Source organism: Streptomyces recifensis (assembly GCF_002154615.1).
Classification (GTDB): domain Bacteria; phylum Actinomycetota; class Actinomycetes; order Streptomycetales; family Streptomycetaceae; genus Streptomyces; species Streptomyces griseoluteus.
This window is the reverse complement of record NZ_MUNH01000103.1, coordinates 1-14,288: the sequence shown is the minus strand read 5'-3', so window position 1 is coordinate 14,288 and position 14,288 is coordinate 1. Positions and strand designations below refer to the sequence as shown.

The 14,288-nt window shown below is 71.9% G+C and carries 14 protein-coding genes and 1 pseudogene; 12 read left to right on the top strand and 3 right to left on the bottom strand.

Annotated elements, in window-relative coordinates; all coding sequences use genetic code 11:
- The 6 genes and pseudogenes from CCN33_RS06690 to CCN33_RS06665 all read left to right on the top strand — a co-directional run.
- Positions 1 to 546 (top strand): annotated as a pseudogene (locus CCN33_RS06690) (acetoin utilization protein AcuC); the annotation flags it as partial.
- Positions 547 to 637: 91 nt separating this feature from the next.
- On the top strand, positions 638 to 1,453 hold the full coding sequence (locus tag CCN33_RS06685; protein ID WP_086692220.1) for a phosphatase: 816 nt from the start codon (positions 638 to 640) through the stop codon (positions 1,451 to 1,453).
- Positions 1,454 to 1,582: 129 nt separating this feature from the next.
- Positions 1,583 to 1,795 carry a helix-turn-helix domain-containing protein gene (locus CCN33_RS06680; RefSeq protein ID WP_051781202.1) on the top strand — a complete coding sequence of 71 codons (213 nt, stop codon included), beginning with the start codon at positions 1,583 to 1,585 and terminating at the stop codon, positions 1,793 to 1,795.
- A gap of 133 nt (positions 1,796 to 1,928) precedes the next feature.
- Positions 1,929 to 2,027: a 30S ribosomal protein bS22 gene (locus CCN33_RS06675; protein ID WP_003948845.1), complete on the top strand. Its 99-nt coding sequence runs from the start codon at positions 1,929 to 1,931 to the stop codon at positions 2,025 to 2,027.
- 180 nt (positions 2,028 to 2,207) lie between these two features.
- On the top strand, positions 2,208 to 3,269 hold the full coding sequence (locus CCN33_RS06670; RefSeq protein WP_086692217.1) for an NAD-dependent epimerase/dehydratase family protein: 1,062 nt from the start codon (positions 2,208 to 2,210) through the stop codon (positions 3,267 to 3,269).
- Positions 3,270 to 3,283: 14 nt separating this feature from the next.
- On the top strand, positions 3,284 to 4,300 hold the full coding sequence (locus tag CCN33_RS06665; RefSeq protein ID WP_086692214.1) for a lysophospholipid acyltransferase family protein: 1,017 nt from the start codon (positions 3,284 to 3,286) through the stop codon (positions 4,298 to 4,300).
- A 101-nt stretch (positions 4,301 to 4,401) separates the two neighbouring features.
- Here CCN33_RS06665 and CCN33_RS06660 read toward each other — a convergent pair whose 3' ends face one another.
- From CCN33_RS06660 to CCN33_RS06650, 3 genes are all read right to left on the bottom strand, one after another.
- Positions 4,402 to 5,649, bottom strand: coding sequence for a DUF5667 domain-containing protein (locus tag CCN33_RS06660; protein ID WP_086692210.1), 1,248 nt, complete (start codon positions 5,647 to 5,649; stop codon positions 4,402 to 4,404).
- 167 nt (positions 5,650 to 5,816) lie between these two features.
- Positions 5,817 to 6,602 (bottom strand): ECF subfamily RNA polymerase sigma factor, BldN family, encoded by a 786-nt coding sequence (locus tag CCN33_RS06655; protein ID WP_086692207.1) that lies wholly within the window; start codon positions 6,600 to 6,602, stop codon positions 5,817 to 5,819.
- A gap of 285 nt (positions 6,603 to 6,887) precedes the next feature.
- The gene (locus tag CCN33_RS06650) at positions 6,888 to 7,814 is read right to left on the bottom strand and encodes an HAD family hydrolase (protein ID WP_086692205.1); all 927 of its coding nucleotides are present in this window, start codon (positions 7,812 to 7,814) and stop codon (positions 6,888 to 6,890) included.
- 117 nt (positions 7,815 to 7,931) lie between these two features.
- Between CCN33_RS06650 and CCN33_RS06645 the strand changes: the two genes are divergently transcribed.
- From CCN33_RS06645 to CCN33_RS31875, 6 genes are all read left to right on the top strand, one after another.
- Positions 7,932 to 8,213, top strand: a complete 282-nt coding sequence (locus CCN33_RS06645; protein ID WP_208621673.1) for a glutaredoxin family protein — start codon at positions 7,932 to 7,934, stop codon at positions 8,211 to 8,213.
- Between the two features lie 221 nt (positions 8,214 to 8,434).
- On the top strand, positions 8,435 to 9,193 hold the full coding sequence (locus tag CCN33_RS06640; RefSeq protein WP_086692198.1) for a redox-sensing transcriptional repressor Rex: 759 nt from the start codon (positions 8,435 to 8,437) through the stop codon (positions 9,191 to 9,193).
- Positions 9,190 to 10,899: a glutamyl-tRNA reductase gene (locus CCN33_RS06635; RefSeq protein WP_086692194.1), complete on the top strand. Its 1,710-nt coding sequence runs from the start codon at positions 9,190 to 9,192 to the stop codon at positions 10,897 to 10,899. The genes CCN33_RS06640 and CCN33_RS06635 overlap by 4 nt, the downstream gene beginning before the upstream one ends.
- Positions 10,896 to 11,855, top strand: a complete 960-nt coding sequence (hemC, locus tag CCN33_RS06630; protein WP_086692191.1) for a hydroxymethylbilane synthase — start codon at positions 10,896 to 10,898, stop codon at positions 11,853 to 11,855. Before CCN33_RS06635 ends, hemC begins: the two co-directional genes overlap by 4 nt.
- Entirely contained in the window at positions 11,852 to 13,555 is a 1,704-nt protein-coding gene (locus tag CCN33_RS06625; RefSeq protein ID WP_086692188.1) for a bifunctional uroporphyrinogen-III C-methyltransferase/uroporphyrinogen-III synthase, read from the top strand. The genes hemC and CCN33_RS06625 overlap by 4 nt, the downstream gene beginning before the upstream one ends.
- A gap of 296 nt (positions 13,556 to 13,851) precedes the next feature.
- A partial coding sequence (locus CCN33_RS31875) for a DUF4145 domain-containing protein (protein ID WP_167387783.1) occupies positions 13,852 to 14,288 on the top strand: 437 nt, incomplete at its 3' end.

Below are 14,288 nucleotides of genomic sequence, written 5' to 3'. Positions count from 1 at the left end.
GGTGCGGGGGAGGGCGCGGCGGTGAACGTGGCGCTGCCCGCCGGGACCGGGGACGCGGGGTGGCTGCGGGCGTTCCACGCGGTGGTACCGGAGCTGCTGGCGGAGTTCCGGCCACAGGTGCTGGTGTCGCAGCACGGGGCGGACACGCACTTCGAGGACCCGCTCGCGCATCTCGCGGTCTCGCTGGACGCGCAGCGGGCGGTGCAGGTGGCCTGCCACGAGCTGGCGCACACCTACGCGGACGGCAAGTGGCTCGCGCTGGGAGGCGGCGGGTACGCGGTGGTCGACGTGGTGCCGAGATCGTGGACGCATCTCGTGGGCATCGCGGCCGGGCGGGAGATCGCGCCGGAGACGGTGATCCCCGAGAGCTGGCGGCAGGAAGTGTACGCGCGCACCCGGCAGTCGGGGCCGCAGCGGATGACCGACGGGCGCTGGCCGGTGAGCTGGGCGTCCTGGGAGTCGGGGTACGACCCGGCCGACCGGCTCGACCAGGCGGTACTGGCCACCCGGCGTTCGGCGTTCCCGCTGCGGGGTCTGCTGGCCTGAGCGGGGCGTGGCGAGTAGTCGTTACGCCAACCGTGCGGTCTTTCCCCCGTTCCTCCTCCGGTCGCCGGCCCGATGGGCCACGATCGCACCCGTGTTGGACACCGGTGCCCTGCGCGCGCACCTGCTCGCGGCCCGTCTCGCCGGGGAGGTCGCCACCGCGCGGGAGGACAGCCTGCGCAACTACCGGCTGTTCGCCGCGCGTGACCCCCGCGCGCTGATCGGGATCGATCCCGAACGGTCCTGGGGGCAGCGGGAACTGCTCGGTCTGATGGCGGACCGGTGCGGGGTCTCCGCCGATCCGCTGCATACTTCGGGCCGGGACGTGATCGACCCGGAGCGGACGCTGGCCGCGCTGGACGCCTTCGCGCTGGCGATCGCCGGCGCGGCCCGGCGGGGGGTGCCGGTGCTGTTCGGTACCGGGCACCCGCGGCAGCTCCTGGGGTTCTACGCCGCCCTCGCGGACGCGGTGTCGGCGGCGGGATGTGAGATTCTCACCCCCGCGCAGGGTCGCTGTGTCGACATATTGACCCGGTTCGGTCTACGCACGCACCACCTCGACTACGTACGAGGGGTTGCCCTGGTGCGGGAACCGGCGAGCGGGCGCCGGGGTGGTGAGCCGGGTGCGCACAGCCATTCCCCGCTCCCGGTTCGGGTCGCGCTGGCCGCCGCCGCGGAGTCGGGCGGGCCCCTGCCCGGACTGGTCGTCGGGGATCACGGATGGGTCTGCGGCGCAGGTCAGTTGGGGTTCGAGGCGATCGGTCTGGCCGACTCCGACGACCCCGCGCCCTTCGTCGGTGAGGCCGAGGGAACGGTGTCCGTGGTCGTTCCGCTTGACGACGCCGTACGGTCTGGTCACTACCGCCCGCTCACCCGCTACGTACTCAAACGAGCGTGTCTGTCACAGTAGGCCGCCGATGGGGACACCTCTTCCCCATTCGCATCACCCGCCCCTAGTCTGGGGAGTGAGCACGCAACGACGAAGAGTCACCGGAAGGGGAAGCCGGTGGCCGTCGAGTGCGGAAGGTTCAGGTGTGTCATGGCTGGTGCAGGCGAGAGGCCGTTGAACGAGGTCCAGTTCCTCACCGTGGCGGAGGTCGCCTCGGTGATGCGAGTGTCGAAGATGACCGTGTACCGCTTGGTGCACAGCGGTCATCTGCCCGCGATCCGGGTGGGGCGGTCCTTCCGCGTCCCCGAGCAAGCGGTTCACGAGTACCTCCGGGAGAGCTACGTGGGGGTGGAAACGGCCTGACGGCGGTCCGGAAGATCCCGGAACAAGCCCTCGATTACGACCACGGCGCTCGGGCGGGTAGGCTGACCCCTCGTAGGTCGTATGGGCCCATGGCGCCCAGCAACCGAGTCATGAGAAGTGAGCGAGGGTAGTCGTGGGCTCTGTTATCAAGAAGCGGCGTAAGCGGATGGCCAAGAAGAAGCACCGCAAGCTGCTCAAGCGCACGCGCGTTCAGCGCCGCAACAAGAAGTAAGCGGCACCGCGCGAAGACGCGTCCCCGGTGGCCCCCAGTCCGACAAGGACTGGGGGCCACCGGCATGTCCGGGTCACCTTCCGGTGACAGTGACCCGATAGGTTGGCCGCACACGGGGAACGCGGACGAGGACGCGGTCCTCGTGCGCGCTCCCGCGAGGTCGGAAGAGAGGCGCTGGTCTTGGGAAAGGTCGTGCTCGTCACCGGAGCCGCCCGGCAGCTCGGCGGCCGGTTCGTGCGGCGCGTCCAGCGTGACCCGGAGGTCGACCGGGTGATCGCCCTGGACGCCGTACCGCCCGCGCACGACCTCGGCGGGGCGGAGTTCATCCAGGCCGACATCCGGCAGCCGACCGTCGCCCGCGTGCTCGCGGAGACCGGCGCCGACACGGTCGTCCACATGGACGTGACCGGCACCGCGCTGGGTGGCGGCAGCCGGGCCACGGTCAAGGAGACCAATGTCATCGGCACCATGCAGCTGCTCGGCGCGTGCCAGAAGTCGCCGGCCGTCAAGCGGCTCGTGGTGAAGTCCAGCACCAACGTCTACGGCTCCGCCCCGCGCGACCCGGCCGTCTTCACCGAGACCACCCCCGCCAAGTCGCTGCCCAGCGGCGGCTTCGCCAAGGACGCCGTCGAGGTCGAGGGGTACGTGCGCGGGTTCGCCCGGCGCCGCCCCGATGTCGCCGTGTGCGTGCTGCGGTTCGCCAACATCCTCGGGCCCACTCCGGACACCCCGCTCGCCTCCTACTTCGCGCTGCCCGTGCTGCCCACCGTGCTGGGCTACGACCCCCGGCTGCAGTTCGTGCACGAGGACGACGTGATCGAGGTGCTGCGGATCGCCTCGCACGAGCCGCGCCGGGGCACCCTCAACAGCGGCACCTTCAACATCGCGGGCGACGGGGTGCTGCTGCTCTCGCAGTGCTCGCGCCGGCTCGGCCGGCCCACTGTGCCTCTGCTGCTGCCCGCGGTCACCTGGGCCGGGTCGCTGGTGCGTACGCTCGGCATGACGGACTTCTCACCCGAGCAGATCCGGCTGCTCACCCACGGCCGGGTGGTCGACACCGGCCAGATGCGCGACACCCTCGGGTTCGTGCCCACGTACACGACGGCGGAGACGTTCGCGGACTTCGCGCGCGGACAGGGTCCCGGGCTGCTGCCGCCCGAGACGCTCGCGGAGGCCGTCGACCGGGTCGCCGTGCTGACCGCCGGGAGCGGCGCCCGTGTCCCGCAGCCCGGCGCCAACTGAGGAGAGCGGCAACGATGGCGGACGCCAAGGTCATTCCGTTCGACGACGACCGGTCCCGCGGGGGCGCGGGGCAGCGGCCGCAGCGCCGCCGGAGCACGGGCGGCCGGCCCGGCGCGGTCCAGCCGCTGCCCGCCAGAGGGGACACCCGTGACGAGAAGCCCCCGGCCGAGGAGCGCGCGCGGGAGGCGGCCGACGCCCTGGAGCAGCGGGTCGCGCGCGGCCTCGCCTTCCTGCGCCGCCGGCTCACCGGGGACTACGAGGTCGACGACTTCGGGTACGACGAGGAGCTGACCGACCAGGTCCTGATGTCCCTGCTGCGCCCGGTGTACGAGAAGTACTTCCGGGTCGAGGTGAAGGGCATCGAGAACATCCCGGCCGAGGGCGGGGCGCTGATCGTCGCCAACCACTCCGGGACGCTGCCGCTGGACGGGCTGATGATGCAGGTCGCCGTGCACGACCGGCATCCGGCCGGCCGGCATCTGCGGCTGCTCGCGGCCGACCTGGTGTTCGTGCTGCCGGTCGTCAACGAGCTGGCCCGCAAGCTCGGTCACACCCTCGCCTGCGCCGAGGACGCCGAACGGCTGCTGGGCCAGGGCGAGCTGGTCGGGGTGATGCCGGAGGGGTTCAAGGGGATCGGCAAGCCGTTCGGGGAGCGGTACAAGCTCCAGCGGTTCGGCCGGGGCGGGTTCGTCTCCACCGCGCTCAGGCAGGGGGTGCCGATCGTCCCGTGCTCGATCGTCGGCGCCGAGGAGATCTACCCGATGATCGGCAACGCCAAGACGCTGGCGCGGCTGCTGGGCTTCCCGTACTTCCCGCTGACGCCGACCTTCCCCTGGCTCGGGCCGCTCGGGGCGATCCCGCTGCCGACGAAGTGGACCATCCAGTTCGGCGAGCCGATCCCCACGGACGGGTATCCGCCGGAGGCGGCCGAGGACCCGATGCTGATGTTCAACCTCACCGACCAGGTGCGTGAGCAGATCCAGCACACGCTGTACAAGCTGCTGGTGCAGCGGCGTTCGGTGTTCTTCTGAGTGCTCTCACAGCGGTCTTCCGAAGGCCGTACGCGAGGCGGACGTGAAAGCGGGGCGCCCCTGCTCGGAAAGGGGCGCCCCGCTCTCGTACGCGCTGCGGGCTACTCGGCGTCCTTGCTGTCGATGCCCAGGCCGGGCAGGAGGCCCGGCAGGAGCGGCGGCAGGGTGACGTCCGGCTTGCCCGACGGGCTGGACGACTTGCCCGCGGACGGCGAACCGCCCTCGGAGCCACCGGTCTTCGGCGGGTCCAGCAGACCGCCGGTGTTGCCACCGAGAAGTCCGTCGCCGCTGTCGCCGGTGGCGGAGCCGCTCGGAGTGCCGGGGCTGCTGTCCCGGTCCTTGCCCGCCGACGGCGTGTCACCGGTGCTCGGAGAGCCGGACCGGTGGCCGCTCGCGGAGCCGGACGGGGCCACGCCGGGACGGCCGCCGCTGTGACCGTCGTCGCCCTTGGTGGCGGGCGGTTTGGGCAGCAGCGACTCCAGCGGGGCCACCTCTTCGTCTATGGCGTCGAAGACCGAGGAGACCTCGTCCTTCACATCGCCGAGCTGGACCGGGAGCCGGTCGCTCAGCGTGCTCCACACCTCGCGGTGGGAGCGGGAGAAGGCGGACAGAGCCTGGATCGGGCCGAGGGAGTCGGGGTCCGCCTCATAGGCCGCGTGCAGCAGGCGGTGGCCCTCGGTGACGTCGTTGCGCATGCCGGAGAGGGTGCGGCGGATCTCGCCGATGGACTCGTGGTCCAGCCCGCCGCTCCGGTCGCGCTCCATCAGCCTGCGGGCCTCGTTCAGCCGGGTGGAGGCGTGGTCCAGGTAGGCCTGGCCGCGCTCCCCGTCGCCCTGGCTGAGGTAGTTGAGCTGGAAGTCCTCGATGCCGCGCTTCAGTCCGTACAGCGAATCGCCGGGCAGGGCCTCGGAGCTGGCGGCGGCCACTCCGCCGAAGGCACCGGCGGCCACGCCCACGCTGAGTCCGCCCGCGGTGAGCCCCTTGGCCAGCCGGGACCTGGGGCGCAGCTTGCTCAGCGGGCCGGCCCGGTGCGCGCCCCGGCCGGGGGAACGCTGCTCGGGTACCGACGCCTGAGCCGCTCCGCCCAGGGTGCCCTCCTGGACCATGGCCTCCATCGCGGCCACCAACTGGGCCCGCTGGACGACCTTGACCTCCGGGTCGAGCTGGGGCCTGGGCAGCTCACCGAGTCCTTCCGCCAGGGCCAGCAGCTCGCCCTGATCGGATCTGTCCTCGGCGGGCGGTGGTTCCGCCCGGTGTGCGTGCTCGGCCGCCGTGTCCCGGTCGGACTGCTCCTCCAGGGCCTGGGCGAAGGCGTTCGCCCGCCGGTGCGCCGATACGTTCGCAATCACTGGCGGCACCTCCTCTCGTCATGACGGTCGACTCACAGGGAGCCTGTATCCCGCACAACGAGCGGCTCGGCACTTGGGTTACGGACGTCGGGCCGCCGGATCGCAAAACCAACTCACTTTCACCAAGGGTGAGTTGACCGTCGCTCTGCGTCGCGGGGCGGGCGGCCTCAGCGGGCGTCTTCCGGGAGGAGCCGGGCGAGGGTGCGCACGGCCCGGTACTGGAGGGTCTTGATGGCGCCCTCGTTCTTGCCCATCACCCGCGCGGTCTCGGCGACCGACAGGCCCTGGAGGAAGCGGAGCGTCACGCACTCCTGCTGCTGGGGGTTGAGCCGGCGCACCGCGTCCAGCAGCGCGGCGTTGGAGAGCGACTCCAGGACGGAGTCCTCGGGGGAGCGCGCGACCTCGTTGGCGTCGAGCATCTCGCCGGTGGTGACCTCCAGCCGGAAGCGGCTGGACTTGAAGTGGTCGGCGACCAGGTTGCGGGCGATCGTCACCAGCCAGGCGCCGAAGTCGCGGCCCTGCCAGGTGAAGGTGCCGATCCGGCGCAGGGCGCGCAGAAAGGTCTCGCTCGTCAGGTCCTCGGCCGTGGCCTTGCCGCCGACCCGGTAGTAGATGTACCGGTACACGGTGTCGCTGTACTGGTCGTAGAGGCGGCCGAACGCGTCCGCCTCACCTGCCTGGGCGCGTTCGACCAGGTCCATCATGCGGGCGCTGTCACTGTCCGCGGCCGGCCGGCGGGCGGCGGGCGCGCCCGTGGAGCGGGCTCGTCTGCCGACGGCCGCGCCGCGTTCGGCCAGTGCGTAGCACGGACCGATGGGCGCGGCGCCGGCGCCGGCGAAGGCGGGGACGGTGTGCGCGGTGGGGACGAGGCCGCGCAGCGTGTCTTTGACCGTTGCGACAGTTGCGCGCAGCGTAGCCAGGCCCGAGGCGTCAACCCCGACGTGTGGGTACACGGGACTCCCAGAGGCAGAGCTTCCATCACGTGCAGTACGGGACCTTTCACCCGTCGTAGCGACGGAGGGGTACCGGTTTGCGTCTGAGGAGAATAACGCTTCGTGTAGACCCTGCTACACCCAGTTGCTCAAATCGTCGATTAGGTCGCCTGTGTTAGCGATTGACGACCTTTCAACTTGCGGAATGTGATCGCTTGTTGATCGAAACTGGGCTGATTTCTGTGAAAGCTGAGGCGTGTTCGAAGGGCGGATGCATACTTCGGGCGCGCGGGAGCCGTGGCCGGATCAGCGGCGGCGGCGGCTCAGGGCGATCGCCGCGGCCGTGCCGCCCGCCACCGCGCCGACCCCGGCGGCCGCCGGGATGCCGACCTTGGCGGCCTTGCGGCCGGTGCGGTAGTCGCGCAGCCGCCAGTCCTTGTCGCGGGCGTGCCGGCGCAGCTTGGTGTCCGGGTTGATCGCGTAGGGGTGGCCGACCAGGGAGAGCATCGGGATGTCGTTGTGGCTGTCGCTGTACGCGGCGCAGCGGGAGAGGTCCAGCCCCTCGGCGGCGGCCAGCGCCCGTACCGCCTCCGCCTTGGCCGGGCCGTGCAGCGGCTCGCCGACCAGGCGGCCGGTGTAGACGCCGTCGACGGACTCCGCGACCGTGCCGAGCGCGCCGGTGAGGCCGAGACGGCGGGCGATGACCTGGGCGATCTCCACCGGGGCCGCCGTCACCAGCCAGACCTTCTGGCCCGCGTCCAGGTGCGCCTGGGCGAGCGCGCGGGTGCCGGGCCAGATGCGGTCGGCCATGTACTCGTCGTAGATCTCCTCGCCGATCGTCTCCAGCTCGGCCACCCGGTGGCCCTTGACGATGGAGAGCGCCGAGTCGCGGGCCTCCTGCATGTGCTCGGGGTCCTCGACCCCGGCCAGCCGGAACCACGTTTGCTGCCAGGCGAACCGGGCGAGTTCCCGGGTCTCGAAGAACTTCCGCTTGTACAGACCGCGCCCGAAGTGGAAGAGCGCGGCGCCCTGCATCACGGTGTTGTCGAGGTCGAAGAAGGCGGCGGCCCGGTCGTCGCCGAGCACGGGGAATTCCGGTTCCCGCTCGGCGCCCGCGGGTTCCGGGTGTTCCTGCGTGGACTTGCGGGCGGCCTCCGCGGAAGCCTCGCCTGCCAACACGCTCCGCGCCGTGGCGGAGCGCCTACGGGGGGTGAGCCATCCAAGAGCGGCCATGGCGTGAGCATAGCCAGTCCGTTCGGCGGTTCCGGAGCCGAGAGGTTCGGAGTCTGTGAACTCCGGGCATACGTACCCCTTCGCGCAAGGGCCGAGGCGGGGGTGCGGGGCGGGACAATGACCCGTATGAGTCCCCTCTTCCGGCGCAAGGCCGCCCCCCAGGAGCGGCTGGTCACCCTGATCCGCAAGCCCGGCTGTCATCTGTGCGACGACGCGCAGGCCGTGATCGAGAAAGTCTGCGGCGAACTCGGCGTGCCCTGGGAGGGGCGGGACATCACCGAGGACCGCGCGCTGCACGACCAGTACTGGGAGCAGATCCCGGTCGTCCTGGTCGACGGCGAGCAGCACACCTTCTGGCGGGTGGACGAGGGGCGGCTGCGCCGCGCGCTGACCGGGTGACGGACGGCTCCGGAGGGGCCTCAGGGGCGCGAAACGCGGCGAGTGTGTAGTTTTGCCCCCAGGTAGGGCCCCGCAACGGGCATGCGTGACCCCGGTCACGTTGACCGGGCAAATCGGACACCATCTTTGTGCACACGTTCACAAAGACATAGCCTTCTTGTCGACGGGGCGGTCCGGGGAAGCATGACCGCTCGCAGCCCCGCTCTACCCGCAGGAGCACCGTGGCAACTGGCCGAACTCACCGACCGGCGACCCGCAGCCGAGGGATTCCCGAGGCCACCGTCGCCCGGCTTCCGCTGTACCTCCGAGCGCTGACGGCCCTGTCGGAGCGCTCGGTCCCCACGGTGTCCTCCGAGGAACTGGCCGCGGCGGCGGGCGTCAACTCCGCCAAGCTGCGCAAGGACTTCTCCTACCTGGGCTCCTACGGCACCCGCGGCGTCGGGTACGACGTGGAGTACCTCGTCTACCAGATCTCCCGCGAGCTGGGCCTGACCCAGGACTGGCCCGTCGTCATCGTCGGTATCGGAAACCTCGGCGCGGCCCTCGCCAACTACGGCGGCTTCGCCTCGCGCGGCTTCCGCGTGGCGGCGCTGATAGACGCCGATCCCGCGATGGCCGGCAAGCCGGTCGCGGGCATCCCGGTGCGGCACACCGACGAACTCGAGAAGATCATCGAGGACAACGGCGTCTCCATCGGCGTCATCGCCACCCCCGCCGGCGCCGCCCAGCAGGTCTGCGACCGGCTCGTGACCGCCGGGGTCACCTCCATCCTGAACTTCGCGCCGACCGTGCTGACCGTCCCGGACGGCGTCGACGTGCGCAAGGTCGACCTCTCCATCGAGCTGCAGATCCTGGCCTTCCACGAGCAGCGCAAGGCCGGCGAGGAGACCGCGGCCGGTGACGGAGCCGTACCCGCCAAGCGCTCGAGCGCCGACGGCCAGGGACCCGACGGGGACGTGCCCGCCGTGATGCCGGCATGAGCCTCCTCGTCGTAGGGCTGAGCCACCGCAGTGCCCCGGTCAGCGTGCTGGAGCGGGCCGCGCTGAACGCGGACGCCCAGGTCAAGCTGCTCCAGGACACCGTCGCCGCCGACCCGGCCACCGAGGCCGCGGTGCTCGCCACCTGCAACCGCATCGAGCTGTACGCCGACGTCGACAAGTTCCACGCCGGTGTCGCCGAGCTCTCCACGCTGCTCGCCCAGCACAGCGGGGTGGGCCTGGAGGAGCTGACGCCGTACCTCTACGTCCACTACGAGGACCGGGCCGTCCACCACCTGTTCTCGGTGGCCTGCGGGCTGGACTCCATGGTCGTCGGCGAGGGGCAGATCCTCGGCCAGATCAAGGACGCCCTCGCCCGTGCCCAGGACCTGCACACCGCGGGACGGCTGCTGAACGACCTCTTCCAGCAGGCGCTCCGCGTCGGCAAGCGCGCCCACTCCGAGACCGGCATCGACCGCGCCGGGCAGTCCCTGGTCACCTTCGGCCTGGAGCAGCTCGCCGCGGACACCGACGTGCCGGGCTGGGCGCGGGGCCGGACCGCGCTGGTCATCGGCGCCGGGTCGATGTCCTCGCTGGCCGCCGCCACGCTGGCGCGGGCCGGGGTCGGCGAGATCGTCGTCGCCAACCGCACCTTCGAGCGCGCCGAGCGGCTCGCGCAGATCCTCGCCGACGCCGAGGGCGCCACCGCCCGCGCGGTCCGCATGGACGCCGTGGCGGCGGAACTTACACGTGCCGACGTGGTCGTCTCCTGTACCGGCGCGACCGGTCTCGTACTGACGGCGGACGCCGTCGCCGAGGCCGTCGCCGGACGCACCGGGGAGCCGGCGGCGGAGGTGAGCGCCGCAGCTCCGGCCGGGACCACCGACCTGCCGCCGGCCGGTGCCGGCACCGACGAGAACTGCCCGCTGGACCTGGCCTCCGTGCAGGGCACGCCCGGCTTCTCCGTGCACGGCGAGGCCGCCGTCGCCGGGATGGACGCGGCCACCCTGGAGCAGCACGCCGCCTGGGTCGGCGAGGGCACCTCCCTGCGGGAGCACGGCCGCGAGCACGACGCGGGCGGCCGCTTTACCCCCGAGGCCGACGCCGGACTGATCGCCGCGCTCGCCGAGGCCGTCGCCGCCTCGGGCCGCGTCCCCGAGTACCGCAGGCCCGAACCGGTCGCCGAGATCCCGCGCCCCGCCCCGGCCGTCTTCCTCCTCGACCTCGCCATGCCCCGCGACATCGACGCGGCCGTGCACCGGCTGGCCGGGGTCCGCCTGGTGGACATCGAGTCGCTGGCCGAGGCGTCCGCCGACGCCCCGATGGCGTCCGACGTGGACCAGGTTCGGCGTATCGTCTCCGACGAGGTCGCGGCGTTCGGTGCGGCACAGCGGGCGGCGCACATCACGCCCACCGTGGTCGCGCTGCGCACCATGGCCGCCGACGTCGTCGCCGCCGAGATCGCGCGGCTCGACGGACGCCTGCCCGGCCTGGACGACCGCCTGCGCGGCGAGATCCGGCAGACCGTGCACCGCGTGGTGGACAAGCTGCTGCACGCGCCGACCGTACGGGTCAAGCAGCTCGCGGCCGAGCCCGGAGGCACCGGGTACGCGGACGCGCTGCGCACCCTGTTCGACCTCGACCCGGAGACGGTCGCCGCCGTCTCGCGGGCCGTGGACAACACAGACGAGAAGGACCGACCGGCATGACTGACAAGGCACTGCGACTGGGGACGAGGCGGAGCAAGCTCGCCATGGCCCAGTCCGGGCAGGTGGCGGACGCCGTGAGCCGGGTGACCGGCCGGCCCGTCGAGCTGGTCGAGATCACCACGTACGGCGACGTCTCCCGGGAGGCGCTGGCGCAGATCGGCGGCACCGGGGTGTTCGTCACGGCGCTGCGGGACGCCCTGGTGCGCGGCGAGGTGGACTTCGCGGTTCATTCGCTCAAGGACCTGCCCACCACGCAGCCCGAGGAGCTCGCCCTGGCCGCCGTGCCGGTGCGGGAGGACCCGCGGGACGTGATAGTGGCCCGCGACGCGCTGAAGTTCACCGACCTGCCGCGCGGCGCGCGCATCGGCACCGGCTCGCCGCGCCGCATGGCCCAGCTCAACGCGTACGCGCGGACCCACGGGCTGGACATCGAGACGGTGGCGATCCGCGGCAACGTGGACACCCGCATCGGGTACGTCCACGAGGGACGGCTGGACGCCGTCGTGCTCGCGGCCGCCGGACTCAACCGGATCGGCCGGATCGACGAGGTGACCGACTTCCTGTCGGTCGACACGGTCCTGCCCGCCCCCGGCCAGGGGGCCCTGGCGATCGAGTGTGCGGCATCCGACGCGGATCTCGTCGCCGCCCTCGGCGAACTCGACGACCCGCACACGCGGGCCGCCGTCACCGCCGAGCGGTCACTGCTCGCCGCGCTGGAGGCCGGCTGCAGCGCCCCTGTGGGTGCGCTGGCCGACCTCTTGATCGACGGGCCTGTAATCAAGGAAATGCGCCTGCGCGGCGTCGTCGGCACGACCGACGGCTCGCGGATGGTGCAGCAGTCCACCACCGGTTCCGTGCCCCTGACGCACGACGGGGCGATGGCACTCGGGCGCGAACTCGCCACCGAGATGCTCGCCCAGGGCGCGGCCGGTCTGATGGGGGAGCGAGCACATTGAGCCCCACCGCCTTTCCCGCCGGTCCCGAGCACGGGCACGTCACCTTCCTGGGTGCCGGACCCGGAGATCCGGGACTGCTGACTCTGCGCGCCGTGGAGGCGCTGTCCCACGCGGACGTCCTGGTCGCCGAGCACGAGGTGCTCGACGTGATCCGGACGCACGCCCGGCAGGGCGTCTCCGTCGTGCCGACGGAGGCGGTCTCCTCCCCGGACGCGCTTCCGGGCGCACCGCAGCTCACGGTCGTTGACGGCGCGTCAACTCCCGCTGTGGCCCCGGCCGCTGCCCAGGATGCGGCTCATCTTGTCATGGAGGCCGCACGGGGCGGCAGGCGGGTGGTCCGTGCGGTCGCCGGTGATCCGGGACTGGACACCGACGCCGCCGAGGAGATGCTGGCCTGCGCCGCCGCCGGGGTGCCCTTCGAGGTCGTCCCCGGTGTCGCGGCCGCGACCGGCGTGCCCGCGTACGCCGGTGTCCCGCTGCGCGACGCGCGCGGCGCCGACGTACGGTTCGTGGACGCGCGTACCGCCTCCGACCGGTGCTGGACGGAGGTGGGTGCCTCGGACGGCACGGTGGTCGTCTCCACCTCGCTGGACTCCGTCGCGGCCGCCGCCGCGGAGCTGGTGTCGGCGGGCCGCAAGCCGGACACCCCGCTCACCGTCACGGTCGCCGGTACGACGACCCGCCAGCGCACCTGGACGGCGACGCTGGGCACGATCGCGCAGACGCTGAAGCAGGCCAAGGTGCTGCCGTCCCCCGACGGCGGCCGCCCGGTCATAGCCGTGGTCGGCGAACGGTCCGCCGCCGCCCGCCGCGACCAGCTCTCGTGGTTCGAGTCCAAGCCGCTGTTCGGCTGGAAGGTCCTGGTGCCCCGCACCAAGGAGCAGGCCGCCTCGCTCTCCGACCAGCTCCGCTCCTACGGCGCGGTGCCGCACGAGGTCCCGACCATCGCCGTCGAGCCGCCGCGCACCCCGCAGCAGATGGAGCGCGCGGTCAAGGGCCTGGTCACCGGCCGCTACGAGTGGATCGCGTTCACCTCGGTCAACGCGGTCAAGGCGGTGCGGGAGAAGTTCGAGGAGTACGGGCTCGACGCGCGTGCCTTCGCGGGCATCAAGGTGGCCGCCGTGGGTGAGCAGACCGCCAACGCGCTGATCGCCTTCGGTGTGAAGCCGGACCTGGTGCCGAGCGGCGAGCAGTCGGCCGCGGGCCTGCTGGAGGACTGGCCGCCCTACGACCCGGTCTTCGACCCGATCGACCGTGTCTTCCTGCCGCGCGCCGACATCGCCACCGAGACCCTGGTGGCCGGGCTGATCGAGCTGGGCTGGGAGGTGGACGACGTCACCGCGTACCGCACGGTCCGCGCGTCGCCGCCGCCGGCGGACACCCGTGAGGCGATCAAGGGCGGCGGTTTCGACGCCGTGCTCTTCACCTCGTCCTCCACGGTCCGCAATCTGGTCGGCATCGCGGGCAAGCCGCACAACGTGACGGTCATCGCCTGCATCGGCCCCGCAACCGCCAAGACGGCCGAGGAACACGGTCTCCGTGTGGACGTCATGGCCCCGGAGCCCTCCGTCCACAAGCTGGCCGAGGCCCTGGCCACGTTCGGCATGAAGCGCCGCACGTCGGCCCTGGAGGCGGGCGACCCGGTCACCCGTCCCAGCGAGCGCCGGCCGGGCGCGCGCAGGCGCCGCACGACGACCTGAGGCTTCACGGCATGAGCGGGGCGTCCCTTCACGGGGGCGCCCCGCTCTGCTTGTTCACGGACGACCCCATGTGGCTCTTGGTGTCCAGCTGGCCGGTTGTCTCAAATCCCTTGCCACTGTCGTGTGTTCATGTCATCCTGCAAGGCTTTGCGCATGACATGACGACCAGGGAGCTGGGGGAAAGCATGGTGACGGCGGCATCAGGGAGCCCGTCCGGTGGAGACGCCGATCAGGTCGCGCGATTGGCGGCGGGCTCAGCTAACTTCGGGCACCTGCTGCGGCATGAGCCGCTGTTGGTGACACTGGGGTGTGCGGCGGAGTCGTACGTCCACACCGATCCGCACGCGGCCATGGTGAAGGCTCGCCTCTACGGCGAGATCATGGCGCGGCATCTCGTGACACTGCTCGGGATCTCCGTGCCCGGTAACAAGCAGGTCGACCGGATCAACGCCCTGACCAGGGCAGACGTCCTCGTGCCGCAGGTGCGTGCCTGGTTCGAGGCGATCCGTACGACGGGCAACCGAGCGGTCCACGAGTACTACGCCAACGTCCGTGAGGCACTCCAGTCCGTGGAGATGTGCTTCCGCCTCGGCGACTGGCTGCACCGCTCCCTCGATCAGTCCGACACGACCCACAGGGTCTTCCTGGCGCCCGCCCCGTCCGAGGCGGCCCCTGCGCCCGCGACCGTCGCCGACCAGCAGGAGCTGGACAAGCTTCGCACCGAGCTCGGTGC